At 32.2% G+C, this 24,404-nt stretch carries 20 protein-coding genes; 8 read left to right on the forward strand and 12 right to left on the reverse strand.

Features of this window, described 5'->3' with window-relative positions:
* Positions 1 to 44: 44 nt before the first annotated feature.
* From BC961_RS02285 to BC961_RS02300, 4 genes are all read right to left on the reverse strand, one after another.
* Positions 45 to 593, reverse strand: coding sequence for a PepSY-associated TM helix domain-containing protein (locus tag BC961_RS02285; RefSeq protein WP_121924227.1), 549 nt, complete (start codon positions 591 to 593; stop codon positions 45 to 47).
* A gap of 114 nt (positions 594 to 707) precedes the next feature.
* Positions 708 to 3,101: a TonB-dependent siderophore receptor gene (locus BC961_RS02290; protein WP_121924228.1), complete on the reverse strand. Its 2,394-nt coding sequence runs from the start codon at positions 3,099 to 3,101 to the stop codon at positions 708 to 710.
* Between the two features lie 245 nt (positions 3,102 to 3,346).
* Positions 3,347 to 5,662, reverse strand: coding sequence for a DNA topoisomerase 3 (locus BC961_RS02295; RefSeq protein WP_121924229.1), 2,316 nt, complete (start codon positions 5,660 to 5,662; stop codon positions 3,347 to 3,349).
* Positions 5,663 to 5,925: 263 nt separating this feature from the next.
* The gene (locus tag BC961_RS02300) at positions 5,926 to 6,411 is read right to left on the reverse strand and encodes a DUF6265 family protein (protein ID WP_121924230.1); all 486 of its coding nucleotides are present in this window, start codon (positions 6,409 to 6,411) and stop codon (positions 5,926 to 5,928) included.
* Positions 6,412 to 6,616: 205 nt separating this feature from the next.
* Between BC961_RS02300 and BC961_RS02305 the strand changes: the two genes are divergently transcribed.
* Positions 6,617 to 7,357: a DUF3891 family protein gene (locus BC961_RS02305; RefSeq protein WP_121924231.1), complete on the forward strand. Its 741-nt coding sequence runs from the start codon at positions 6,617 to 6,619 to the stop codon at positions 7,355 to 7,357.
* Between the two features lie 232 nt (positions 7,358 to 7,589).
* Here the strand turns inward: BC961_RS02305 and BC961_RS02310 are convergent, their stop codons facing one another.
* The gene (locus BC961_RS02310) at positions 7,590 to 9,251 is read right to left on the reverse strand and encodes a sensor histidine kinase (protein ID WP_121924232.1); all 1,662 of its coding nucleotides are present in this window, start codon (positions 9,249 to 9,251) and stop codon (positions 7,590 to 7,592) included.
* Between the two features lie 454 nt (positions 9,252 to 9,705).
* Here BC961_RS02310 and prfA point away from each other — a divergent pair, with 454 nt between their 5' ends.
* A complete protein-coding gene (gene prfA / locus BC961_RS02315; protein WP_121924233.1) occupies positions 9,706 to 10,782 on the forward strand; it encodes a peptide chain release factor 1 in 1,077 nt (358 codons plus the stop codon).
* A gap of 82 nt (positions 10,783 to 10,864) precedes the next feature.
* Here prfA and BC961_RS02320 read toward each other — a convergent pair whose 3' ends face one another.
* The 5 genes from BC961_RS02320 to BC961_RS02340 form a co-directional block, all read right to left on the reverse strand.
* The gene (locus tag BC961_RS02320) at positions 10,865 to 11,206 is read right to left on the reverse strand and encodes a hypothetical protein (RefSeq protein ID WP_121924234.1); all 342 of its coding nucleotides are present in this window, start codon (positions 11,204 to 11,206) and stop codon (positions 10,865 to 10,867) included.
* 9 nt (positions 11,207 to 11,215) lie between these two features.
* On the reverse strand, positions 11,216 to 11,752 hold the full coding sequence (locus tag BC961_RS02325; protein ID WP_211331301.1) for a hypothetical protein: 537 nt from the start codon (positions 11,750 to 11,752) through the stop codon (positions 11,216 to 11,218).
* Positions 11,753 to 12,258: 506 nt separating this feature from the next.
* Positions 12,259 to 14,055: a CHASE3 domain-containing protein gene (locus tag BC961_RS02330; protein WP_121924235.1), complete on the reverse strand. Its 1,797-nt coding sequence runs from the start codon at positions 14,053 to 14,055 to the stop codon at positions 12,259 to 12,261.
* Position 14,056: 1 nt separating this feature from the next.
* Positions 14,057 to 14,503, reverse strand: coding sequence for a response regulator (locus BC961_RS02335; RefSeq protein ID WP_121924236.1), 447 nt, complete (start codon positions 14,501 to 14,503; stop codon positions 14,057 to 14,059).
* A gap of 16 nt (positions 14,504 to 14,519) precedes the next feature.
* Complete coding sequence (locus tag BC961_RS02340) at positions 14,520 to 15,080, reverse strand: helix-turn-helix domain-containing protein (protein ID WP_121924237.1); 561 nt, start codon at positions 15,078 to 15,080, stop codon at positions 14,520 to 14,522.
* Positions 15,081 to 15,595: 515 nt separating this feature from the next.
* Here BC961_RS02340 and pyrF point away from each other — a divergent pair.
* Together pyrF and BC961_RS02350 are read left to right on the forward strand one after the other, a co-directional pair.
* Positions 15,596 to 16,414, forward strand: a complete 819-nt coding sequence (pyrF, locus tag BC961_RS02345; protein WP_121924238.1) for an orotidine-5'-phosphate decarboxylase — start codon at positions 15,596 to 15,598, stop codon at positions 16,412 to 16,414.
* A 96-nt stretch (positions 16,415 to 16,510) separates the two neighbouring features.
* Entirely contained in the window at positions 16,511 to 17,323 is an 813-nt protein-coding gene (locus tag BC961_RS02350; RefSeq protein WP_121924239.1) for an ABC transporter substrate-binding protein, read from the forward strand.
* Here the strand turns inward: BC961_RS02350 and BC961_RS14680 are convergent.
* Complete coding sequence (locus BC961_RS14680; protein WP_170151279.1) at positions 17,318 to 17,455, reverse strand: hypothetical protein; 138 nt, start codon at positions 17,453 to 17,455, stop codon at positions 17,318 to 17,320. The genes BC961_RS02350 and BC961_RS14680 overlap by 6 nt on opposite strands.
* A 105-nt stretch (positions 17,456 to 17,560) precedes the next feature.
* Here BC961_RS14680 and BC961_RS02355 point away from each other — a divergent pair, with 105 nt between their 5' ends.
* Positions 17,561 to 18,346, forward strand: a complete 786-nt coding sequence (locus BC961_RS02355; RefSeq protein ID WP_121924511.1) for an alpha/beta fold hydrolase — start codon at positions 17,561 to 17,563, stop codon at positions 18,344 to 18,346.
* Positions 18,347 to 18,555: 209 nt separating this feature from the next.
* Here BC961_RS02355 and BC961_RS02360 read toward each other — a convergent pair whose 3' ends face one another.
* Positions 18,556 to 19,266, reverse strand: a complete 711-nt coding sequence (locus tag BC961_RS02360; RefSeq protein WP_121924240.1) for a DUF4197 domain-containing protein — start codon at positions 19,264 to 19,266, stop codon at positions 18,556 to 18,558.
* Positions 19,267 to 19,557: 291 nt separating this feature from the next.
* Here BC961_RS02360 and BC961_RS02365 point away from each other — a divergent pair, with 291 nt between their 5' ends.
* The 3 genes from BC961_RS02365 to BC961_RS02375 all read left to right on the forward strand — a co-directional run bounded on the left by BC961_RS02365 (position 19,558) and on the right by BC961_RS02375 (position 24,398).
* Positions 19,558 to 23,010: a methylmalonyl-CoA mutase family protein gene (locus tag BC961_RS02365; protein WP_121924241.1), complete on the forward strand. Its 3,453-nt coding sequence runs from the start codon at positions 19,558 to 19,560 to the stop codon at positions 23,008 to 23,010.
* A 208-nt stretch (positions 23,011 to 23,218) separates the two neighbouring features.
* Positions 23,219 to 23,518, forward strand: a complete 300-nt coding sequence (locus tag BC961_RS02370; protein WP_121924242.1) for a hypothetical protein — start codon at positions 23,219 to 23,221, stop codon at positions 23,516 to 23,518.
* A gap of 265 nt (positions 23,519 to 23,783) precedes the next feature.
* Positions 23,784 to 24,398 carry a YqaA family protein gene (locus BC961_RS02375; protein ID WP_121924243.1) on the forward strand — a complete coding sequence of 205 codons (615 nt, stop codon included), beginning with the start codon at positions 23,784 to 23,786 and terminating at the stop codon, positions 24,396 to 24,398.
* The last annotated feature ends 6 nt before the right edge of the window (positions 24,399 to 24,404 follow it).

Raw genomic sequence — 24,404 nt, forward strand, 5'->3', positions numbered from 1 at the left:
TTGGGATTTTTTATTTTAAGTAACAGTATTTGTTTTTGAATCCTTTACGCTAATAAAAATAAGAAGATAAGCGGGAAAATGATTCCTGCTAAAGCTAGTTTCCAACCGCGTTCTTTAAAACTAAATTTACCACCTTTCACCATTATAGTTCCAGTTAACGCTATTGCGATTAAACTCAAAGCAAAAATGTCAGAATAGTAGATCCAGAAATTAGAAGTGCTTTTGTGCAATTTCATCGTCTGGCTGATAATTGGTGTTTTTAAAAATGTTACTATTTCACCTTTTCCAGTTGCAATATCAATTTCAACATCATGCTTTTCATATGATATTTTCAAAGTACCTTTCTTAACATTGTGGCGGCGAAATTTATCATCGATACCAAGCTGTTTTCCTAAATCTTCAGCAAACTTTTCATTGATTTTATCCTCTTCGGGAAGTTGAATTGAAATCGACTTAGTTTCTGTAGTATATTTTTCAGGGTGCCAAGAGTCTCTGTGATTCATCATAAGTCCTGAAGCGGCGAATGAAATGATTAGTCCGATATAAAAATAACCTAAATCTCTATGTAAGTTACGGAAGGTTTTCTTTTTCATTACTTTTTTTAGTTTTTGCAAGTGCGAAAATAATAATTTCTAATATAAATAATAAAGACTTTTTTCTGAATTAATTTGTAGTTCAGAAAAAAGTCTTTTAGCAATGATAACAACTTAGAATTTGTACTTTAATGCTGTCATCACTTGGCGTGGAGCTATAGGATTCACACTATAGTTTTCATGCACTGTATAATTTAACTCATTTGCAACATTTGATAGTTTACATAATATTGAAAACTTACCCCACTCATATCCAGCAGATACATCAATAGTCGTGTAATCATTTAAAGGAATTTCTCTATCAAATATTCCGTTAGGTTCTGCAGCTCTATATTGATTGTTCCATCCACCTACGCGATTTCCGATATAGTTTGCAGAAGATCCAAATGATAATCCTTTTAACGCTCCAGAAGGTAAAGTGTAAAAGAAGCTTAAATTTGCAGTATTTGCAGGTGTTCTAGCTAAACGGTCACCAACTATAAAACTTCCTTCTAATCCAGATGTTTTAGTGTATTGCATGTCATTATAACTGTATCCAGCTAAAATACTTAACCCTTCAATAGGTCTCGCAGTAATATCTAGTTCCACACCTTTACTTTTTGTTGAACCGCTTAATACTTTAATACTAGAATCAGTATTGCTTGATCCGTCTGCTTTAAATTCTGCAGTTTGTGCTAAATTGCTATTTTCAATTTGGTAAAAAGTGATATTCGTACTCAATAATCCTCTCCAGAAATCTTTTTTAATTCCTAATTCATACTGATCAATCAATGATGGTTTGATCACTTTTAAATCTACCGTTGTTCCCGAATTTGGAGTGAACGAGTTCGAATAACTTGCAAATAAAGACATGTCTTTCGTTGGTTGGTAAACTAAACCTATTTTCGGTGTGAAAGCTTGATCAATTCGTTTAACATCCTCTTTAACAACTACTGGATTTTTAGTTAAATCACTTGTGTTTGCTTGTGATTCTTGCCATGACCATCTAATTCCTGCAAGTACTTTAAATTTATCAGTAAGAGAAATTAAATCTTGTGCATAGATACCAAAACGGTTCGTATCTGTTTTTACTATTTTAGTATTAGTTCCTTCAGGTATTGCTCCACCTTGATTAAAATTATCAAAATCAAAGATGTTTCCACTTCCATAAGTTTTTGGATCGAATGCAAAAGTGTATGCTTGTAAAAATGAATTTTCAAAGTCAACTCCAGTAAACAATTGGTGTTTCACATTTCCAGTTGAGAAGTTACCTTGAAGACTAACTTGTTCACCAATTACTTGTTCTAAATTTCTATTTTGACCTAATGGACGTTTCCAATCTCCGTTTGCTTCTGGTTGAATACGTTCTGTTCCTTTTGATGTTCTTTCATAATTTTGGAAAGAGCTATTAAAATTTAGCTTCCAGTTTTCATCGAATTCATGTTTTACTAATCCAGAAACGCTCGCTTGTCTGGTTTGACCGTTTGACCACTCCGCCCCTAAATAAGTGTTTCTAGGAATATCTGCAATTGTTTTTCCAATAATTCCTGTTCCAAAATCTGGTGTCCAGTTGTCGTGCAAATAATCTCCTTGTAAAACAATTTCTGTTTTTTCACTTGCTTTAAAAAGAACCGATGGATTAATATAGTAACGTTCTTTTTTTACTACATCTCTAAAACTCTCAGAGTTCTCATAAGAACCAGTAAATCGATACGCTATATTCTTATCTAAAGGACCGTAAATGTCGATAGAAGGTTTGTAAAACGCATTACTTCCTAATTGCATAGTTATCTCACCACCGCTTTTAAACGACGGTTTTTTAGTTACCATATTTAAGATTCCTCCTGGAGCAACGTTACCGAATAATAACGCAGCGCTTCCTTTTAATACCTCTACTCTTTCAAGAGAAGAAACTTCAGGCATAGATCCATTAGTGAAACGGAAACCGTTTTTAAACATATTGTTTGCTGACATATCGTAACCTCTAGACCAGAATGACTCTTGAGCACCACCACGAGCTGAACCTACGTAAACACCGTTTACGTTTTTGATAACATCACTCATTCTCACTGCTTGTTGCTGCTCGATAACATGATGTCCTATTATTTGAATACTTTGAGGAAGATCAATTGGTTTTATATTTAAACCAGATAGTACAGTTTCCTTTTTCTTGTTAGGACTCTGTTTGATCTTAATCACTAACTCTTTTAAAGTTGTAATATCTTCAACTAATTTAAATTGTACATAATTAGTTTGATTTGGTATTACTTTAATTTCTTTTGATTGTTTTTTCATACCGCTTCCTTCTAGAGTGATAGTATGATTTCCTGCTGGAAAGTTGTTAAAGAGGAACTCACCATTAACATCTGTTTCTGTAGTTTTAGCTACTTTTCCTAATTTGATTGCGATTCCCGGAAGAGGAAATCCATCTGCCGAAAGTATCTTACCTTCGATAATTCCGCTGTCTTGCGCTTGTATGTAAAATGTTGTAAATAATAAGATGAAAAGTGCTTTAATTCTATTGCTCATGATTCTTTATTTGGAATAATTAAAAATAACGATGCAAATATAAAACCTCATTTTGAATTCACAAAGCTTATTTAGATTAAATATCAATAATAATTTTAGATGTTTATTATATGCTTGAATATCAGTATTTTACTAAAAATATTTAACTTTTGTTCAAATATAATAGCTGCTATTAGTAGAAAATGTATTCAAACTGATATAACTAATAAGGTGTTTTTGTTATTCTAAAACTTACTTAAAGTCAGTTATTTAGCACTATTTTTTAGTATTTGATGAACAATTTCTTTTGTTGGTTTCTGATCTTTTAGTTTCGATCTAACTTCATCAAAAGTAACTTTAAAGTCGCAACCGAGCTTATATTGGTCGCAACCGTAAGCTATTTTTCCTTTTAAAATTGTTCCTTTTTGACATTTTGGACAAGCCAACGCATCAGAATTTATCTTGTTTTCAGTCACTGGTTTTAGATTTGCTGTTTTCTTAACTTCAAGGATAAGTTTGAAATCTTCTCCAAATCTAATAAGTCCTTCTTGTAAACCAGCATCAGTTTTAAAGTCTTTTAAATTAACTGTCGACCCTTTTTGAAGTAATCGCAAATACTGATTCTCTGATATTTTTTTATCTGCAAAAACATATGGAAGTAAGAATGTACAGCCTGCTTTATATTCGCTACAGCCATATGCTGATTTTCCTTTTATAAGAGAACCACTTTTACATTTTGGACAAGCTTCTGCCAAAATTCCAGCAGCTTTCTTTTTCTCTATTTTTACAACTTCTTTTGGAGCAGCTGCAGCGTGCGAAATATTAGCATGTCGCTTTTCACTGCGAACTTCATCTACTAAAACTTCGATCATTCGCTTCATATTATTAATAAACGATCCAGCAGTATAAGTTCCCTTTTCAATATCTTTTAATTGCTTTTCCCAAGAACCAGTCAGCTCCGCTGATTTTACTAAATCGTTCTGAATAGTATCGATTAGTTGGATTCCTGTTGGAGTAGGTAGCACTTGTTTTTTATTTCTAACGATATATTGCCTTCTAAAAAGAGTCTCAATAATATTAGCTCGTGTCGATGGTCGGCCAATACCGTTTTCTTTCATCAATTCTCGTAGATCTTCATCATCAACTTGCTTTCCCGCAGTTTCCATCGCACGTAATAAAGTAGCTTCTGTAAACTGATTGGGCGGTTTAGTTTCTTTTTCTAAAAATGAGGGTTGGTGCGGACCTTTCTCTCCTACAATGAAAGTTGGTAAAATATCAGCTTCTTTTTCTTTACTGTTGGGATCTTCAAAAACGATACGAAAACCTTTTTTCAAGATTTCTTTTCCAGTTGTTTTAAAAGAAACATCAGCTGCTTTTCCTATAACTGTCGTGTTAGCTACTAAACAGTCATCATAAAACACAGCTATAAAACGTTTTGTTATTATATCATAAACTTGCTGTTGGTTGTATTGCAACTTATTCTGAATTCCAGTGGGAATAATGGCGTGGTGATCCGTTACTTTTTTATCATTAAAAACCTTTGGTGATTTTTTAATCTTTTTTCCTAAAAGAGGTTGTGTCAACGCAGCGTAATTAGTCAAATTTTGTAAAATCCCAGGGACTTTCGGATAAATATCGCTTGGTAAGAAAGTAGTATCTACTCTAGGATACGTAACTACCTTTTGTTCATATAAGGTCTGAACGATTTTTAAAGTCTCATCAGCTGTAAAACCAAATTTTGTATTGCAATATACTTGAAGTCCTGTTAGATCAAATAATTTAGGAGCAAATTCATTACCATTCTTTTTTTCGACAGAGATTATCTCAAAATCACTTTCCTTTACTTTATTCGCTAGAAGTTCTCCATCTTCTTTTTTTAGAAAACGGCCTTCTTCATAACTGAATAGTACATCTCGATATAAGGTTTGTAATTCCCAGTAAGGTTGTGGTTTGAAGTTCTCAATTTCTTTAAAGCGGTCTACCACCATGGCTAATGTTGGCGTTTGAACTCGTCCTATAGACAGAACTTGTTTATATCCGCCATGTTTTACGGTGTATAAACGGGTAGCATTCATACCTAATAACCAGTCACCAATAGCTCTAGAGAATCCTGCGTAATATAAATTATCGTAATTAGCAGACGGTTTTAAGTTTTGAAAACCTTCTTTTATTGCTTCGGTGGTTAGAGATGAAATCCATAAACGCTGGACTTCGCCTTTATACTTTGCTTCGTTCATCACCCAGCGCTGTATTAATTCTCCTTCTTGTCCCGCATCCCCACAATTAATCACTAATGTGGCTTTATCAAATAAACTTTTAATGATTTTAAATTGCTTTTGAATCCCAGAATTCTCTACTACTTTAGTTTCAAATTTTTCAGGAAGCATGGGTAAATTATTCAAATCCCAACTTTTCCAATGTGGTTTGTAATCGTTGGGTTCTTTTAATGTGCATAAATGTCCAAAGGTGTACGTCACCGCATAACCATTACCTTCATAATAACCATCATGTTTGGTATTAGCTCCTAATACAGATGCAATTTCTCGTGCAACACTTGGTTTTTCGGCAATACAGACCTTCATTTTATGCTAATTATTTGAAGTCGCAAATTAGGAATTTAGAAATTGGTACCGAAGTGAAATCATCAGGAGTTATGAACGATGTCGTTTTTCAAAATTGTTAGGAGCAAAACTTCCAGATTTATCAAAGCGTTTTGTCCTGCTGTCCGCTGTATCTTTCCGCAATGCTACGAGGATGCCGCTTCCATCAGGGCTATTAATATCGCTTAGTTTTCATAAGAGCTGGTAATTTGAAGAACTAACTAACTTATTGTTATTTGGGACTTTTATTTGATCCTACTCATTATAAATTTCTCACTACTTGCTTTTCCCTGCTGAATTCCTGAAACTTCAGCAGCGATACTATCTTTAGAAATTTGAGTATAACTTATTTTTTTAGGATAATCGTTTTTTAAGTTTTCAAAAACTAATTTGCTCTCTGTTGATTCAAGTTGATTGAATGTAACGGGTTTGTCATCATTTTGTCCTTTTACTGCAGCTACATAAGTAAGCTGTTCACCGTTTTGTTGTAAAGTAATCGATTCATGATGCAGTGTATCTTTCATCTTGATAAAATAGGAAGTAGCTTGGTAGGTGCTATCATTTAGTTTGCTCCATTCTTCCGTAAGTTTGCCATCAACTGATTTATTTTCCCATTTGCCTAATAGCCAGTTTCCAACAATCATTTTGTCCTTTTCTATATTTTCAGACTCATTATTTTTACACGAACATAAAGCAAAAAATACTATTAAAATTGTGATTTTATTTTTCATAAAAGAGAAGTAAAGTTTTTGATATTGAACCCATGTAAAACTATGAAAAAGACAGTAAAAAGCCTATCTAAAAAACAGCGTATTAAAATTATATCTAATTCTTGAAAAGAAAGATAAATTCAGGTAACTCTAAAAAATAAAATTTTAAAAGATTATTATTATATTTGATTTAAACCAAATTTCACTTATTAATACCTTTTAAATTATGATTGTTGCATCACACATAAAAGGATGGAAGATTATTAATCAACGATCTCACGGATTGCTTGCTGCCATGTTAGCTTATGAATATGACATTGACGTTCCAACTGATATTCTCGTTCCAACGCTTATTGCAATTGCTGAACATGATGATGGAATTGCTGAGACGCAAGAAAATAAAAACTTGACGGAAGCTGGAGCACCAAGACATTTTTTAGTTAGTGATGAATCGAATAAAACAGATTTGAAACAACAATATAATGTGATGGAGAACGCGACGTCAAAATCACAATTGAATGCTTTTTTAACTTCGATGCATATTGATTTTATTTTTGGAGACAAAACTGATGGTGAGGATAAAAAATTAGATAAATATTTAAAGGAACAAGAAGTAAATCGGAAAAATATTCTAAAACACCTCAAAATTGATAAAAAATACGCGGAGCGATTGTATAGATTTGTTGAATGGTGCGATGCTTTTTCACTTCTTATTTGTATGGATAAAATACAGCCAGAAGGTAGAAAAATGGAAATTTCTCAAGGTCCAGATGGTAATATGAATCAAACTTTTTATAAAGATGAGAATGTTATTACAGTGGAACCTTGGGTATTTAAAAGAGATTCCTTCAAAGTTTTCTATGAGTATAAAATAATAGAACAATTACATTTTAAATCTGTCGAAGAATTCAATGAAGTTTGTAAAAACACAGCTGTTCAAAGACAAGAATTTAAATTTTCTAAGTAATTTTACGTTTTAAAATTAAAGAATGTATTATCATGTTTTAGAAGTAAATCGGTGACTACTTGCTCAAATTAGATTAAACATACTTTTACATGAGATTCTCTAAAACATTTCATTAACAAAAGTATTTGTGCCAATAACAATCCTTAAATACATTCTGTCCTTATAAATATTATAATGGCAGAATTGAGTAAAAAAACAAAACGCAATCATAAATTAGATTGCGTTTTTTAAATTAATGCTGTGCAGGAATGTAAATATCGAATCGGGCACCTTGATTGAGCACTCCTTCACCAGTAATTATTCCATTATGATTTTCAACAATTTTTCTCGCTATTGTAAGCCCAATTCCAGTTCCTGAGTAGTTTTTTCGATCGTTTAATCGTTGGAATATCTCAAAAATTTTGTCTTTGTATTCCGCCTCAAATCCAATACCGTTGTCTTTGATACTGATGTGATAGTAATCTGATTTTAATTTAAAATTTTTTGTACTGTTTTCATCGTACGCTACAAAGTTACTTTTGATTATTATGTGTGGCTTTTGACCAGGAATCGAAAATTTAAGTGAATTACTAATTAAGTTTTGTATTAATTGACGAAATTGAAATGGAATAATATTTATTTCACATAAGTCATCAAACTCGATCGTTGCATCTGTTTGAAGCAAGTCGTCCTTAAGCATTTCCATAGCTTCTTTAACCACTTGGTTTAAATCACTGTTTACAAATTTTCTTTGGGTAGTATTTGTTCGTGAATAAGCAAGCAAATCATTGATAAGAGTTTGCATATGTAATGCAGAGAGCTTTGTTCTCTCTACATAATATTTACCCATAGCTGATAAATTATCATACTCCTCAACAAATATCCTTCCGGAAAATGATTGGATTTTTCGCAGTGGTTCTTGTAAATCGTGACTAGAAATATAAGTAAATGATTCTATCTCTTTGTTAGCTATCAATAATTCGTTAGCACGTTTTTCTTTTTCTTTATTTTGAAACTCTAACTCTTCATTAGCAATAATTAGTTCATCCGCTCTTTTTTGCTTTTCTTCATTTTGATACGCTAATTCTTGATTGGCAATAACTAGTTCAGCCGCACGCTTTTCCTTTTCTTGATTTTGAAATTCAAGTTCAGTATTGGCGACAATTAATTCTTCAGCTCGTTTCTGCTTTTCTTGATTTTGGTATGCAAGTTCAAGATTTGCAATAATTAATTCGGCTGCACGCTTTTCTTTTTCTTCATTTTGAAACCCTAGTTCCGTGTTGGCTACAATTAATTCCTCTGCTCGTTTTTGCTTTTCTTGATTTTGGTAGGCTAGTTCTCGATTAGCAATAATTAATTCAGCGGCACGTTTTTCTTTTTCTTTATTTTGAAACTTAAGTTCGGTGTTGGCCACAATTAATTCTTCCGCTCTTTTTTGCTTTTCTTGATTTTGGTAGGCTAGTTCTTGATTAGCAACAATTAATTCAGCGGCACGATTTTCCTTTTCAATATTCTGAAACTTAAGTTCCGTGTTGGCTACAATTAGTTCTTCCGCTCGTTTTTGCTTTTCTTTATTTTGATACGCTAATTCTTGATTAGCAATAATTAATTCAGCGGCACGATCCCGCTTTTCTTTATTTTGAAACTCAAGTTGAGTGTTAGCTACAAGTAGCTCTTCCGCTAGATTTTGCTTTTCTTGATTCTGAAAAACTAATTCTTGATTAGCAATGACTAATTCGGCGGCGCGATTTTCTTTTTCTTTGTTTTGAAAAACAAGTTTAGCGTTAGCGATAACTAACTGCGCTTCGCGTGTTTTTGTCTCAATAATTTGTAAAGCTAAATTTTTATTAGCGATCAATAATTGAGCAGCAGAAGTATTTTCGTCTTCATTTATAGGAGTAATCACTGTAGGCATACAAACTATTTTTTTACTACTTTATCTTTTTAAAGCAGTCCAAAGGTACTATAAGAACGTTCTTATTTTTCAATTTTATTTTTCATTTAAAAATTAATTTTTAGAGAACTATTTATGAGTTATAGTTTGTGAGAATTAAGAAAGAATAGACCTTTGATTTTATCTCTCTTAAAAGGGATAGCATTCATTAGAAGATTCAAAAAAGTGACGTATAAAAAACAATCTAGAAATCTAGAAATAATTTTAACTAGCAGAAAATACTAGCCCTGATTGTAGCGATATCCTTTTATTTTAGTTAGTAGCGGCAGCATAAAACTAAAATAAAAGATACAAGCGGAAAGCAGGAAGTAGCTCCAAGAAATAGCATTATTTAAAAGGAGTAAAATTGAAAAGAGCAAGTATCGAACTATAAATAAAAATTTCGTAATTTTGCATTCCAATAAAAGAATAGAAAATGTTAGATAGACTTCAAATAGTAAAGCAACGTTTCGATGAGATTTCGGATTTAATCATTCAACCGGATGTAATCTCAGATCAGAAGCGTTATGTGCAATTGAATCAAGAATATAAAAGTTTAAAAGCTTTAGCAGAGAAACGCGATGAATACGTGGTTTTGATGGCTAATATCGATGAAGCTAATGAAATAATTGCTGATAATAGCGATGCAGATATGACCGAAATGGCCAAAATGCAGCTTGATGAGGCAAAAGAAAGATTGCCAGCACTTGAGGATGAAATCAAATTTATGTTGATTCCTAAAGATGCAGAAGATGCTAAAAATGTTATGGTTGAAATTCGTGCCGGAACGGGTGGGGATGAAGCGAGTATTTTTGCAGGTGATTTGTTTCGTATGTACACAAAATATTGCGAAAATAGAGGCTGGAGAACTTCTGTAGTTGATATGAATGAAGGAACTTCTGGCGGATTCAAAGAGGTTATTTTTGAAGTAAGCGGGGAAGATGTTTACGGAACATTAAAATTTGAAGCTGGTGTTCACCGCGTACAGCGTGTTCCACAAACGGAAACACAAGGTCGTGTACACACTTCTGCAGCGACAGTTATGGTACTTCCAGAAGCTGAAGAGTTTGATGTGCAAATTGATATGAATGATGTACGTGTTGATTTTTTCTGTTCGTCAGGACCAGGTGGACAATCAGTGAATACAACTAAATCGGCAGTTCGTTTGACACACATTCCTACAGGTTTAGTAGCGCAATGCCAAGATCAAAAATCACAACATAAAAATAAGGATAAGGCTTTTGGTGTTTTACGTTCTCGTTTATACGAACAAGAATTAGCTAAAAAGCAGGCTGAAGATGCTACTAAACGTACTTCACAAGTAAGTTCAGGTGACCGTTCTGCAAAAATTCGTACCTATAACTATTCACAAGGTCGTGTTACTGATCACCGAGTTGGGATGGATGTTTTTGATATGGATGGTGTAATGAATGGTAAAATTCAGAAACTAATTGATGAGTTACAATTAGTTAACAATATGGAGAAGTTAAAAGAAGCAAGCGAAGTATTCTAAATCAAATTAGAATCTTTTATAAATCAAAAGCCAGCGAAAATTTATTTTCCGCTGGCTTTTTTTTATAAACTAACCAATTCATTTATTGTAAAGAGAGATTTTTTTCCTGCTGTAATTTCTTTTCAAATACTATGTTTCTAAAATCTTCGTATTTTGCTGTAGCAGGATTAATCTTATCATCGAAACGTTTAACATTCTCCAATTTGTCAATTTCTATATTGAGTTCGTTTGACTTCTTCTCGAAACCTTTCGCGATGTGATTCCAATCAATAATGGCATTGCTAATCCCTTTCTTAGTAACCGAATCAATATATCTAACATAATTGTTTGTCACTATCTCTGCTTTTTTCTGCTGATCAGTTTTACAGGAAGTAAAAGTAACCAGAAGAACAAAAAGAGTTAATAATGTCGATAAATTTTTCATTGTGTTCTATTATATTTTAAAACCGTAAGCTAATCTAAGTGAAACTTGACCTAAACCTTCTTTAACAGCTCCGTTTCTAATGATAGCAAAATCATTAAAGTGTTCGTATCTTAAGCTAATGTCTACTTTACTAGTTGCGTACCCAATTCCAGGACTTAATAACAATGATGTTTTATCATATCCATTAGTTACAGCAAATGCAGCACCAACTTCTCCCATTAAATACAATTGATCTTTTAAAACGAAAGCTTTAAATCCAGCTTTAGCAGGAATGTATCCTAAGTCGTTATCTTTTCCTGGTGCAAACATATTTGAAAATCCAGTAGTAAAAGTTAAAGAGTATTTTTGAGACAAATCATATTGAACTCTTGCATCAGCGCCAAGGCTAAAATCATATTGATTATTAATAGGAACTCCACCATTGATTCCGAAACCTAATCTAAAACCTTGATCGTAATTTTTTGCTTCTTGTGCGCTTGCTGTTGCTAATCCTAGAACTAAAGCTAGTGTTGTAAGAACTGTTTTGATATTGAAAACGTTTTTCATAGTTTAAGTATTTTATTTAAGTTTTTGTTTGTGCAATCAAATACCATATTTGAGTTTGTATCATTGCGTTTTTAATTCTACAAAGTTGCAATTTGATTCAAGTTTTGCAGTTACATCCTTTTTGAAAATATTTATAGAATTTAATGGTTTGATTTTTTCTGTTTATTTCAGCGAAATAATGTCTTTGTTTGTAAAACTATTTATGTTCTATTTTTTAGTTTTTTGATATTAAGTACAAGTCGTTGATGTTCATATTATTAATCGCGTATCCTATTTTTGCGCGGAAGTATATTCATTGTAAAATCACTTATAGGAAATATCTATAACTTTTACTTACAGAATTCAACAGAATCTGCTTGAAATACGGTGAGGTAGTTCTACAAGTAAATTGGGATGTAAAAATTTTTAGAAAGAGAGGAGTAAATCTTTAATGTTGTTTTAGAATTTTTAAGTATAAGCACCACTAAAGAATCAATTGTTAGCTACAATTTCGACTTGGAGAAATATTAAGCCTGTTTTTGTTCTACTGGCAAGTATATAATAAAGGTAGATCCTTCGTGAAGTACTCCTTTTGCAAAGATGAAACCTTTATGATTTTCAACTATTTTCTTGCAAATAGCTAATCCTATTCCAGTTCCTTGGTATTCATTTTTATTGTGAAGTCTATTAAAGAGGACAAAAATATTTTTAGCGTATTCTTGGTCAAAACCTATTCCGTTGTCCTCCACCGTTATCTTGTGGTATTCATGATAAGTGTCAGGCAAGAATTCTTCTTCGTTAGCAACAATAATAGAGTAATTGATACTAATAGAAGGTGCCTCGTTTGCTTTACTATATTTAAGCGAATTGCCTATCAAATTGATAAATAGTTGTTGGATTTGGAATGGTATTATTGATAAAGAAGGTAAAACGCTGCTCGTTAACACAGCTTTTTTTTCTTCAATTGTTTGCGCTAATTCTTGTTTTGCATTATCCAGTAAGCAATTTAAGTTAGAGAGTTGAAATGTTTTTTCTGCTTTATTTGTTCTAGAGAACTGAAGCAAATCTTCGATGAGAACGCGCATTCTATTCGCTGATTTTTGAATACTAGCTATATACTGCTGTCCTGAAGTAGAAATATTATCGTGATCTTTACTTATTAACCTCGAAATAAACGTTTCAATTTTACGCAGCGGTTCTTGTAAATCGTGACTTGCGATGTAATTAAAGGCACTCAATTCCTTGTTATTACTTTCTAATTCTCTATTTCTTTCTTCAGTAGTTATCTTATCATCAATTTCTGAAGTGATGTCTCTAGTTGTACCTATGTATGTTTTATTTTGAGAAGCAAATGAAACCACTTGGCCCATATCTTTAAAATATCTCACTTCGCCATCTTTTCGAATTACACGGTACATAAATGGAACGCGAGAATCATTCATAACAGCATTATTGGCGCTTTCTTTTACGAATTCTAAATCGTCTGGATGAATGAACTTCAAAAAGCCTTCTTTACTGGCTTCAAATGATTGTGGTTCACAGCCAAGCAGACGGTATTCATTATCTGAAAAGGTGTAGGTATTTGTTTCAATATCTAATTTCCAACTACCAAAATTTCCAACAATTTCAGATAATTTATTGGCTTCAATTTCGACGGTGAGCGTATGAATAGTATTCTTTAATAGAATTAAATCTCTATTCATTTTGACAAAAGCAATGGTGATTAAAATTAAGGTTATAATCAACGTTAAATAGATAAGTAGCGGAGTATAATTCATAGTTGAATCATAATCCTTCTGTCTATTTTTTAAAAGTACCTTTTGTGTAATAATCATATCTTCTATTCTAAGGCGAATAGAATCCATTGATTTTTGCCCAGTGATTAAATTATATTCTAATTCATCTTCGCTATATTTCTCATGCTGTACGAGATAAAGATTTTTAGAGAGATAATTTAAACGTTTATTGATATGATATTGAAGAGTTTTAAGATTGTTTTGCTGTGTTCTACTATTTGAAGTTAGTTCTGAAATTCTTTGATGCGACTTTTTAATCAGTGATCCTGAATTTTGATATGGAATAAGAAATTTTTTATCCTTACTCAGTAGATAACCTCGTTGTCCAGTCTCAGCATCTTTTATACAAGACATCAAACGTTCTAATTCAATATTAACTTCATAACTATTACTAACATAAGCAGACGATTTTTTTAAAACCGTAATATGCTTGAAAGTAATCCCACCAATAAAAAATATGATTGCTACTGAAACAACAAATATTATCTTTAGAAACAGAGGTGATTTATGAAGTCCGATACGTTTCATCTTACATTCTCATTAGAAAATTGTCTTTATTTAAACCTGAAGTATGGTACTGCCAGTTCAAAGTCACTACTTCTGAAAGTATTTTTTTTAATTTTTCGAAATCATTCGGCTTTTTGATGTAGATATTAGCTCCATTAATGAATGTCTCTTCAATATGCTCTTCCGAGGATGAAGTTGAATAAATTGCAATTGCAATGTCACTAAATTTTTCGTTTTGCTTAATTTCAAGTAGACATTCTACACCATTTTTTTTAGGCATGTTTAAATCTAAAAACAATACGTTAGGCAAAATTGAATCTTCATTATTTAAATAATTCATCAATTCAACACCATCATTAAAAGTACTCACTTTCGTGTTTATTCTTAATTCATCAAACGCATCTGTAAAAAACAATCTGTCGTCCTCGTCATCGTCTGCAAGACAGATGTTTATAAAATCAGTATTCATGTTTGTAACGGTTTAGCTATTGTTTTTTATTTGATATTTCTCTTCTTTTAACTATGATTTTTTGAAAAGCAGATGGCGTCATTCCTGTCATATGCTTGAACTGCGTGCTTAAATGTGCCACACTCGAATAATTTAATTGAATGGAAATTTCGGTTAAATTAAGAGGTGTGTTTATCATCAATTGCTTAGCTAATTCTATCTTTTGTATTATAATAAAGTTTTCAATAGAAGTGTAAGTAACTTCTGAAAAAACGTTAGACAAGTAAGCGTAGCTAAGGTTTAATTTCTCAGCAATATACACTGAACTTTTTATGTTTAATGGAGTTTCACTATGCACCATTTCAACTATCGTATCCTTTATTTTTTGAACCAAAACACTTTTCTGACTCTCCACTATTTCGATACCGTATTCTCTAAAAACACTAGTGATTTCAGCTATTTTTGAAGAGGGAACTTTTTCTAAAAAATTGAATTCGCCAAAACCAATAAAATTGTATTTATATCCTAATTCAGATAGCTTTTCCTGAACAATTTTTTTTGTCAGTTGGGCATAATCAAATTTTAAATATACTTTCATAAAAAATTAATTAATGAGTAAAGATATAAAATTGTTGCACTTAATTGCCTATTTCGCATTAATGCACTAAAAAATTTTTGTAGGTTATTCGCGTAGTAAAAGTTCTATATAGGCTTTTTTACTACACTTTATTTTGATACGTTTTGATTTATAATCACTTACATTCTGCATTTCTGCTAATGTCCAACAATTTTTTAAAATGAACAAACGTTAAATTCAAAAAATTTTAACAGTACTTATACTTTTAATTTTTTTATTTTCTATAGAAAAAACTCACTATTTTATTACAATATTACTTCTGGATTAATTGCTTCTTAGAGTTTCAAATCGTACTTTTCACTCTAATACGAGAACTAATATTTGTAATCATTTTGAACTGATTGTATTATTATAATTTTTAATAAAAAACTAGCGTAAAGTCATTCTTAAACTGTATTTAAAAAGTAAAATTTTATTATTATATTTTATTTGATATGAGCAGTATGTTTGTAATTTTGCCAAACAACTATTCAAAAATGACAACACAGCAATTAATAGAACAAATTAAAATTAAAAAATCTTTTCTTACGGTAGGATTAGATGTCGATTTAAATAAAATTCCAACGCATTTACTAGAGTTAGAGGATCCGATATTTGAATTCAACAAAGCAATTATTGATGCAACTCACGATTTGTGCGTTTCTTATAAGCCTAATACTGCTTTTTATGAAGCGTATGGAATTAAGGGTTGGATTGCATTAGAAAAAACAATCAAGTATATAAACGCTACTTACCCAGATATTTTTACGATTGCCGATGCAAAGCGAGGAGACATAGGAAATACATCGACTATGTACGCTAAAGCTTTTTTTGAAGATATGAATTTTGACAGTGTCACTGTAGCTCCTTACATGGGTAAAGATTCGGTAGAGCCTTTTTTAGCTTTCGAAAATAAACATGCTATTATGCTCGCGCTGACTTCAAATGAAGGTGCTTTTGATTTTCAGACTTTAAATGTGAAAGGAAAGGAATTGTACAAGCAAGTGCTTGAGACTTCTAAAACTTGGAAGAATTCAGATAAACTGATGTATGTCGTAGGAGCAACTAAAGCAGAATACTTTACCGAAATTCGTAAAATTGTGCCAGATAGTTTCTTGCTAGTTCCAGGTGTTGGTGCACAAGGCGGAAGCCTTTCAGAAGTTTGTAAATATGGAATGAATAAAAATGTAGGTTTACTAATTAACTCTTCTCGTGGGATTATTTATGCTTCAAACAAAACTGATTTTACTCAAAAGGCCAGAGAAGAAGCTTTGAAGATACAGCAGGAAATGGAGCAAATATTATCTAAGTTTTAAATTTATCTATTCTAAATTCCGAGAATAATTAAAATTAGCGCTTTAATCACTTTATGATCACTAGACACTAATTTTGCGTATAAAAAACTGTAAAAATTGAAACAAAAAACACTTATTGATCAGTTGGGAATATCACATACTTTTGAGATAACGCCTTCAAGGATTATTTCTCTGGTTCCTTCACAAACAGAATTGTTGTATGAGTTAGGATTAGAAAGTAAACTAGTGGGGATTACTAAATTTTGTGTGCATCCATATCACTTAAAGTCAACTATAAAACCTGTAGGTGGAACTAAAAAAGTGCATTTTGAAAAAATCAGATTACTGAAGCCAGATATCATAATTTGTAACAAGGAGGAAAACACTAAAGAAATTGTAGAAGAACTTCGCAAAATTTGTACTGTTTGGGTTACAGATATAATTACAATTGAAGATAATTTTAGAATGATATCTGATTTTGGACAATTGTTTAATTGTAGAACAGAAGCCAAGAAATGGAATGATAAATTAGCTTTTGCCTTAGCTGATTTTAAAAATTTCATTAAAGATAAAACTGATGGAAATTCGTGGCAAAAAGTCGCTTATTTTATTTGGAAAGATCCCTATATGGTTGCTGGAGCCGACAATTTTATAAATGAATTATTGAAGTTAAATCATTTTGAAAATGTGTATCAAGATCAAGGTCGCTATCCAGAAGTTGATATTAAAACTATTTCTTTGATCGGAAATCCTGATTTAGTTTTTCTTTCCTCAGAACCGTACCCTTTTAAAGAAGAGCATGCTTTAGAAATTAAACAGTACACAACTCATGCAAAAACTTTTCTTGTTGATGGAGAAATGTTTTCTTGGTATGGAAGTCGGTTATTGAAAGCTTTTGAATATTTTAAAAAACTACATCAAGAATTATAACTCACATTTTTCAAGAACAAGTTCTTCTTCTGAGATGTCAATTTTTTCCAAATCAAAATTTATTTTAGAGAGTTGTTCGTATTCTCTTTTAAGCTTTTCTATTTCACTTTCTTCTTTCAATAATCCTTTCATGGTGTAATTTTTTGGCAAATTTACATTTTACAATTATAATACAAGCAAAATAATTTGTTAAGATTGGCATTTAAAATTAAAGTTCTATTTTTACAAAAAAAAGGCGTGATCAATTATACCATTTATGAAAATAAGAACAGCGAGCAATGGGTTACTTTTGTTCATGGTGCTGGTGGTAGCTCTTCTATTTGGTTTAAGCAGATTCGTGATTTTAAGAAACAGTACAACGTTCTTCTTTTAGATTTACGCGGTCACGGAGAGTCTAAAACAACTTTAAAAACGGCTTTCAAACAAAAATATACTTTTTCGGCTTTAGCCAATGATATTTTGGAAGTGTTGGACTTTCTTAAAATTAAAAAATCCCATTTTGTCGGTATCTCTCTAGGTACTATTCTAATTAGGCAACTTGCTGAGATTTATCCAGAAAGGGTTCAAAGTATGATATTAGGCGGTGCAATCTTAAAAATGAATTTCCGTTCGCAAGTTTTGATGCGTGTTGGAAATATTTTTAAATATGTTTTACCTTATTTATTATTGTATAAGCTTTTTGCTTTTGTGATTATGCCAAAGAAAAATCATAAACAATCAAGAATCCTTTTTATCAATGAAGCGAAAAAGCTATACCAAAAAGAATTTATTAAATGGTTTAAACTGACAGCTGAAATAAATCCAGTACTTAAGTGGTTTAGACAAGTAGAATTAAATATACCTACACTTTATGTAATGGGTGAGGAGGATTATATGTTTCTACCTTCTGTTAGAAAAGTAGTGGAAAGCCATTATAAATCATCTAAATTATTTGTGGTTGAGAATTCTGGCCACGTAGTAAATGTAGAGCAACCTATTGCTTTTAATAAAGCGGTTCTTTCCTTTATGAAAACAGCTAAATAAAAAATGCCTGCATTTTTAAAATGCAGGCAATTCTTTAACTAACCAAAACCAAAATAATAAATAACCAGTTTATTACTCTGCAAAGATCATACATAAACCAGCATTGTGTTGTTAAGGATATGTTATTACTTTGTTGTCTATACGTTAACTTTTTTGACAATAAAAAGTAATATCATTTTACTGATTTTTGCTTCTTTCGAAAAGAAAAATTACAGCCTCTTATCTTGCATTGCAAAAACCTTTTGTAATAATACTGAGGTTCTAGAACTTATGTTGGTTCGAATGTTTTTTTCCTCTACTGCTACCATTTTAAAAACACCATTCATTGCTTGATTTGTTACATAATCAGTCAAGTCAGGATTTACTTTGTTAACCAATGGAATGCTGTTATACTTAGTAATAATATTTGCCCAAACTTTATCAGCGCCTACTTTTGTAAATGAGTTTTTGATTACGGGATTAAATTTTCCATAAAGAGCAGTCGAAGTGCTATTTTGTAAATAATTAGTCGCTGAGTTTTGACTTCCCATCAAAATTGTTTTAGCATCCATAAAAGTCATATTACGAACTGCGTCGATAAATATCGGAGTTGCTTCTTTCACTGCATCTTCAGCAGCACGATTTAAAACTTTAAGTCCTTCATCAGCTAATGAGCTTAGTCCTAATTTTCTTAATCCAGCGTCAACTTTTCTAAGTTCTTCAGGCATTAAAATCTTTACTGCTTCGTTTCTATAAAACCCATCAGTAGCGGTAAGTTTTGTTACTTGCTTCGTAATTCCGTTGTTTAAGGCTTCTTTTAATCCTCCTGCAATATCAATTCCATTTACGCCTTGTGTTTGCGGGAATTGGTTCATTACTTGTTGCATTTCAGCGCAGCCCGAAAGAGAGACAGCCACCATTAAAATTAAAACTTTTTTCATTGTCTACTTATTTATTTTATTAATATTACCTCGTGGCGTTTGTAAAAATATTATTTATTCAAAAACAAAGCCATACTTTTTTTAAACACAAATTATCGATTGTTGTTTTAGTTTAGTAAATGACAATAGTGAAGCATATTTATGTAAATCTGTTTGAAGTCTGACTAAAGCTTTAGATAAAGACATATTAGTAGTAATTTAACTTTCCTTTTTATTAACAAGCGGCCGTAACTTCAGATAATCTTTAAAATAAAATTGTAAATTGCGGTCTTAAATTATCATATTCATAAAATGGAACAACAAAAACCATATATCCCCATCAATAAAGTAAGAATTGTAACCGCAGCCGCGCTTTTTGACGGCCATGATGCGGCGATTAATATCATGCGTAGAATTATTCAAACTACTGGTGTTGAGGTAATCCACTTAGGTCACGATCGAAGCGTTGAAGAGGTTGTAAATACTGCAATTCAGGAAGATGCTAATGCTATTGCAATAACTTCGTATCAAGGAGGTCACAACGAGTATTTTAAATATATGTATGATTTGCTTCAAGAAAAAGGAGCACCACAGATAAAAATATTTGGAGGAGGAGGAGGAGTTATTTTACCTTCTGAAATTGCTGATTTACAAGCATACGGAATCACACGTATCTATGCACCAGATGATGGGCGTGCGATGGGATTGCAAGGAATGATTAACGATTTAGTGCAACAGTCAGATTTTCCAACTGGTGATAAATTGACAAATGAGTTGGAGGAATTAGAATCGAAAAATCCAACAGCCATTGCAAGAATTATTTCTGCTGCAGAGAATTTTCCTGAAATAGCAAAACCTGCATTGGAAGCTATCCAAAAAATAAATGAGAATTGCAAAACTCCCGTTCTTGGAATTACAGGAACAGGTGGAGCAGGAAAATCTTCATTAGTTGATGAATTAGTACGTCGTTTTCTTATTGATTTTCCCGAAAAAACGATTGGTTTAATTTCAGTGGATCCTTCTAAACGTAAAACTGGTGGAGCATTATTAGGCGATAGAATTCGCATGAATGCTATTAATAATCCTAGAGTTTATATGCGTTCCTTAGCGACACGTCAATCAAATTTGGCTTTATCTAAATATGTAGCTGACGCAATTCAAGTAATCAAAGCGGCAAATTATGATATTATAATCCTTGAAACTTCTGGTATTGGTCAATCTGATACGGAAATTATGGATCACTCTGATGTTTCATTATATGTAATGACACCAGAATTTGGAGCTGCGACACAATTAGAAAAAATCGACATGCTTGATTTTGCTGATTTAGTAGCGTTGAATAAATTCGATAAAAGAGGTGCTTTAGATGCAATTCGGGATGTTAAAAAACAGTACCAACGTAATCATAATATGTGGGATGTTAATCCTGATGAAATGCCAGTTTTTGGTACAATAGCTTCACAGTTCAATGATCCAGGAATGAATACGCTGTACAAAGCGATTATGGATAAAGTCCATGAGAAAACAAATTCTGATTTGAAATCGACGTTCCAAATCACGCGTGAAATGAGTGAGAAAATATATGTTATTCCGCCACATAGGACGCGTTACTTATCTGAAATAGCTGAAAGCAATCGCAAATATGATGTGACAGCAGTTAATCAAGAACAAGTCGCTCAAAAATTATACGGTATATTCAAAACATTGGAAAGTGTTTCTGGAAAAGTTCCAACGATTAATAAAGTTGGAATTGATGATGATTCAGTGATGCCAACAGCAATCGAACTTGAAAAACAGGGAGCTACTGAAAACAAAATTTTCCTTAATCTTTTACTGAATCAATTCGAAAAAGTAAAAATGGATTTAGATCCGTACAACTGGGAAATTATATTGACTTGGAATGAAAAAGTAAATAAATATAAGAATCCAGTTTATACTTTTAAAGTTCGGGATCGTGAGATTAAAATGGCTACACATACGGAGTCACTTTCGCATTCTCAAATTCCGAAAATCGCTTTACCTAAATATCAAGCGTGGGGAGATATTCTACGATGGTGTCTGCAAGAAAATGTCCCTGGAGAATTTCCTTTTACTGCAGGATTATATCCTTTTAAAAGAGAAGGGGAAGATCCATCTAGAATGTTTGCAGGTGAAGGTGGACCGGAACGAACTAACAAGCGTTTTCATTATGTGAGTGCTGGTTTGCCAGCTAAAAGATTGTCAACTGCCTTTGATAGTGTGACTTTATATGGTAATGATCCACATGTACGTCCTGATATTTATGGGAAAATTGGAAACGCAGGAGTCTCTATATGTTGTTTAGATGATGCTAAAAAATTGTATTCTGGTTTTGATTTAGTTCATGCGATGACATCAGTAAGTATGACTATCAATGGTCCAGCTCCTATGTTATTAGGTTTTTTTATGAATGCAGCTATCGATCAGCAATGTGAGTACTATATCAAGGAGAATGCTTTAGAAAAAGAAGTTGAGCAAAAAATAAATAAAATTTATAAAGATAAGGGAGTAGCAAGACCACATTATCAAGGAGATTTGCCAGCTGGGAATAATGGTTTAGGTTTATTCCTTCTAGGCGTAACAGGAGATTTAGTTTTGCCTCTTGAAGTTTATAATGAGATCAAAGCAAGAACACTTTCTCAAGTTCGTGGAACGGTTCAAGCAGATATTCTAAAAGAAGATCAAGCGCAAAACACTTGTATTTTCTCAACAGAATTTGCGTTGCGATTGATGGGAGATGTTCAAGAGTATTTTATTACTAAAAATGTCAGAAACTTTTATTCAGTTTCTATTTCTGGTTACCACATTGCAGAAGCGGGAGCAAACCCGATTACACAATTAGCGTTTACACTTTCAAATGGATTCACATATGTTGAGTACTATTTGAGCAGAGGAATGAATATTAATGATTTTGGACCTAATTTATCATTCTTCTTTTCGAATGGAGTTGATCCAGAATATGCTGTTATTGGTCGTGTAGCGCGTAAAATTTGGGCGAAAGCCATGAAAATTAAATACGGAGCTAATGAAAGAGCACAAATGTTGAAATACCATATTCAAACATCAGGACGTTCTTTGCACGCACAAGAAATTGACTTTAATGATATTCGTACTACTTTGCAAGCATTGTATGCCATTTACGACAATTGTAATTCGTTACATACTAATGCTTATGATGAAGCAATTACGACGCCAACAGAAGAATCAGTTCGTCGTGCAATGGCGATTCAATTGATTATTAATAAAGAGTTAGGTTTAGCTAAAAACGAAAATCCAATTCAAGGTGCTTTTATCATCGAAGAATTGACAGATCTTGTAGAAGCTGCAGTTTTAGCTGAATTTGATAGAATTACAGAGCGTGGTGGAGTTCTTGGTGCGATGGAAACAATGTATCAACGTTCTAAGATTCAGGAAGAGTCGTTGTATTACGAAACTTTAAAGCATACAGGTGAGTTCCCAATTATTGGTGTAAATACTTTCTTGAGTTCTAAAGGTTCTCCAACGGTTATTCCTGCTGAGGTTATTCGTGCAACGGAAGAAGAAAAACAATATCAAATTACGATGTTGAATAATTTACATCAGTCGAATCAAGATAAAGTTAAACAGCAGCTGAACGATATACAGGAAGCGGCTATTAAAAATGAAAACTTATTTGACCATCTGATGGAAGCAACTAAAGTGTGTTCTTTAGGCCAAATTACAGCTGCTTTATTTGAAGTGGGCGGTCAGTATAGAAGAAATATGTAAGCATATAATCACTAATTTATAATGAATTAAGTTTTATCAAAAAATCCCGATCTACATCGGGATTTTATGGTTTTGAAATATTCTTGAAAGCTATAAATTCTCTAAAAATTTCAGTTGGACGTATCTATAATAGACCATTGTTGTTAAATAATTCTAAATTCTTGATGTTAGAAATAGCAACATATTAGTTTTTAATTATTTTTGCGCCATGAAAATTAATCCAAAAAACAGTCTAACTAGTATAATGCTCATAATGAGCATGCTATTGTTTTTTGATATTTGTTTTCAAGAAATCCCCACATCTTCTGTAATAGAATTATGCGTTGAGAACCATTCTAACGGCGATTATATTGACTCTGATTCGGAATTAAATGAAGAAGACCAATTAGTTTTTGCAAGTGAATTTTTCGCTCTACCTGAATCGATTACGCATCACAATTATTTTCATTCGACTACACGTCTGAAATTTCCTTTTTTTCCCGTTTGGCAACCGCCAAAACTTATTTAATAGTCACTGACTTTTCTTAATTGTTTTTGAATCTTATTCACTTACTCCTGCAATATTTTAATTTGTACTGGGGAGTACTGTGTTTGTTAACTCAATCACATTCTTATAACTTTTTTTCAAATTTTGAAGTAAAAGAAGAAAAATTAGTGAAAGCATGTTGAACTTCCATTCCATTAAAAGCGATTAAAAGTAGATATACTCTAGGAATAGTGAAAGCGTCATTGCTTGCTAATTAGCAATAATAATACACTTAAATTTAAATAAAATGAATTGGTTTCGAAAATTATATAATTGGGTTTTAAGTTGGGCAGAGACAAAGTATGGCATTACTGTTCTTTTCTTACTCGCATTTGCTGAATCAGTTTTTTTTCCCATTCCACCAGATGTTTTGTTGATTGCTTTAGCTTTAGGAGCATCTTCAAAAGCTTTTAAATATGCATTTACTTGTACATTAGGCTCTGTTCTGGGGGCTTTTCTCGGTTATGCAATTGGGAACTTAGCGTGGTTAACATCAGCTGGAGAATTTTCATCTTTTGCCAATTTCTTTTTTAACAACGTTCCAGGGTTTTCAATTGAGTTGTATGAAAACATCAAAATTCTATTTACAAATTGGGATTTTTGGGTAATATTCACAGCTGGTTTCACGCCAATACCTTATAAAGTATTTACTATAACTGCTGGCGCTTTCAATATCAATTTAGGGATGTTTGCACTTGCTTCAATTGTAAGTCGAGGAGCGCGATTTTTCCTAATAGCTTGGTTGATTTGGAAATTTGGACCAAGTATTAAAAGTTTTATAAATAAATATTTTAATCTTTTAGCCCTCAGCTTTACAATCTTTTTGATAGGAGGTTTTGTTTTAATAAAATACATAATTTAAAATATA

Origin of the sequence: Flavobacterium weaverense (assembly GCF_003688495.1) — a bacterium.
GTDB classification, from domain to species: Bacteria; Bacteroidota; Bacteroidia; order Flavobacteriales; family Flavobacteriaceae; genus Flavobacterium; species Flavobacterium weaverense.

Bases quoted from the DNA above. Each gene is read 5' to 3' on its own strand.
- BC961_RS14680 (WP_170151279.1), bottom strand. From the start codon at position 17,455: ATGAAAGGATTATTGAAAGAAGAAAGTGAAATAGAAAAGCTTAAAAGA.
- BC961_RS02320 (WP_121924234.1), bottom strand. From the start codon at position 11,206: ATGAAAAATTTATCGACATTATTAACTCTTTTTGTTCTTCTGGTTACT.
- BC961_RS02310 (WP_121924232.1), bottom strand. From the start codon at position 9,251: ATGCCTACAGTGATTACTCCTATAAATGAAGACGAAAATACTTCTGCT.
- BC961_RS02340 (WP_121924237.1), bottom strand. From the start codon at position 15,080: ATGAAAGTATATTTAAAATTTGATTATGCCCAACTGACAAAAAAAATT.
- prfA (WP_121924233.1), top strand. From the start codon at position 9,706: ATGTTAGATAGACTTCAAATAGTAAAGCAACGTTTCGATGAGATTTCG.
- BC961_RS02360 (WP_121924240.1), bottom strand. From the start codon at position 19,266: ATGAAAAAAGTTTTAATTTTAATGGTGGCTGTCTCTCTTTCGGGCTGC.
- BC961_RS02285 (WP_121924227.1), bottom strand. From the start codon at position 593: ATGAAAAAGAAAACCTTCCGTAACTTACATAGAGATTTAGGTTATTTT.
- BC961_RS02295 (WP_121924229.1), bottom strand. From the start codon at position 5,662: ATGAAGGTCTGTATTGCCGAAAAACCAAGTGTTGCACGAGAAATTGCA.
- BC961_RS02375 (WP_121924243.1), top strand. From the start codon at position 23,784: ATGAATTGGTTTCGAAAATTATATAATTGGGTTTTAAGTTGGGCAGAG.
- BC961_RS02365 (WP_121924241.1), top strand. From the start codon at position 19,558: ATGGAACAACAAAAACCATATATCCCCATCAATAAAGTAAGAATTGTA.
- BC961_RS02290 (WP_121924228.1), bottom strand. From the start codon at position 3,101: ATGAGCAATAGAATTAAAGCACTTTTCATCTTATTATTTACAACATTT.
- BC961_RS02335 (WP_121924236.1), bottom strand. From the start codon at position 14,503: ATGAATACTGATTTTATAAACATCTGTCTTGCAGACGATGACGAGGAC.
- BC961_RS02330 (WP_121924235.1), bottom strand. From the start codon at position 14,055: ATGAAACGTATCGGACTTCATAAATCACCTCTGTTTCTAAAGATAATA.
- BC961_RS02305 (WP_121924231.1), top strand. From the start codon at position 6,617: ATGATTGTTGCATCACACATAAAAGGATGGAAGATTATTAATCAACGA.
- BC961_RS02325 (WP_211331301.1), bottom strand. From the start codon at position 11,752: ATGAAAAACGTTTTCAATATCAAAACAGTTCTTACAACACTAGCTTTA.
- BC961_RS02370 (WP_121924242.1), top strand. From the start codon at position 23,219: ATGAAAATTAATCCAAAAAACAGTCTAACTAGTATAATGCTCATAATG.
- BC961_RS02300 (WP_121924230.1), bottom strand. From the start codon at position 6,411: ATGAAAAATAAAATCACAATTTTAATAGTATTTTTTGCTTTATGTTCG.
- pyrF (WP_121924238.1), top strand. From the start codon at position 15,596: ATGACAACACAGCAATTAATAGAACAAATTAAAATTAAAAAATCTTTT.